Annotated in this window: 2 tRNA genes and 1 rRNA gene; all 3 read left to right on the top strand. The window is 43.6% G+C overall.

Annotated elements, in window-relative coordinates:
* A 16S ribosomal RNA gene (locus G6Q48_RS22125) occupies positions 1-56 on the top strand; the annotation flags it as partial.
* A gap of 65 nt (positions 57-121) precedes the next feature.
* Positions 122-198 (top strand) — tRNA-Ile (locus G6Q48_RS21995).
* 138 nt (positions 199-336) lie between these two features.
* Positions 337-412 (top strand) — tRNA-Ala (locus G6Q48_RS21990).
* Positions 413-562 lie beyond the last annotated feature (150 nt).

The raw sequence follows: 562 nt of genomic DNA, 5'->3' as shown, positions 1-562 counted from the left end.
GGGTGAAGTCGTAACAAGGTAACCGTAGGGGAACCTGCGGTTGGATCACCTCCTTACCATTGAAGTGTTTTTGTGAAGTGCTCACACAGATTGTCTGATGAAATAGAGTAGCGGTATCGATAGGCTTGTAGCTCAGGTGGTTAGAGCGCACCCCTGATAAGGGTGAGGTCGGTGGTTCAAGTCCACTCAGGCCTACCACTTTTCTCTTATGCTGCGTTATGGCTCAGCTCGTTTACCCAAAAGTAAACTTCGCTAATCCACGCCTTGCCTAAGAAAAAAGACCTCGAATAAGAAAATCTTATAAAGAGATTCATCGATACCGAAAAATACCTTTATGGGGCTATAGCTCAGCTGGGAGAGCGCCTGCCTTGCACGCAGGAGGTCAGCGGTTCGATCCCGCTTAGCTCCACCATAAATTTTTCTGATTATTCAGAATAGATTAGTCAACTAGTCTATTGCGAATAATTATGCTCTTTAACAATCTGGAACAAGCTGAAAATTGAAAACAACGCACATTGTTTATCGCTTAAACAATGTGAGAGTCTCTCAAAAATCTCAACTT

This window comes from Providencia sp. M-27, from assembly GCF_011077905.1.
Taxonomy (GTDB): Bacteria; Pseudomonadota; Gammaproteobacteria; order Enterobacterales; family Enterobacteriaceae; genus Providencia; species Providencia huaxiensis.
The sequence above is the reverse complement of the archived record's forward strand: the minus strand, read 5'-3'. Positions and strand labels throughout refer to the sequence as shown.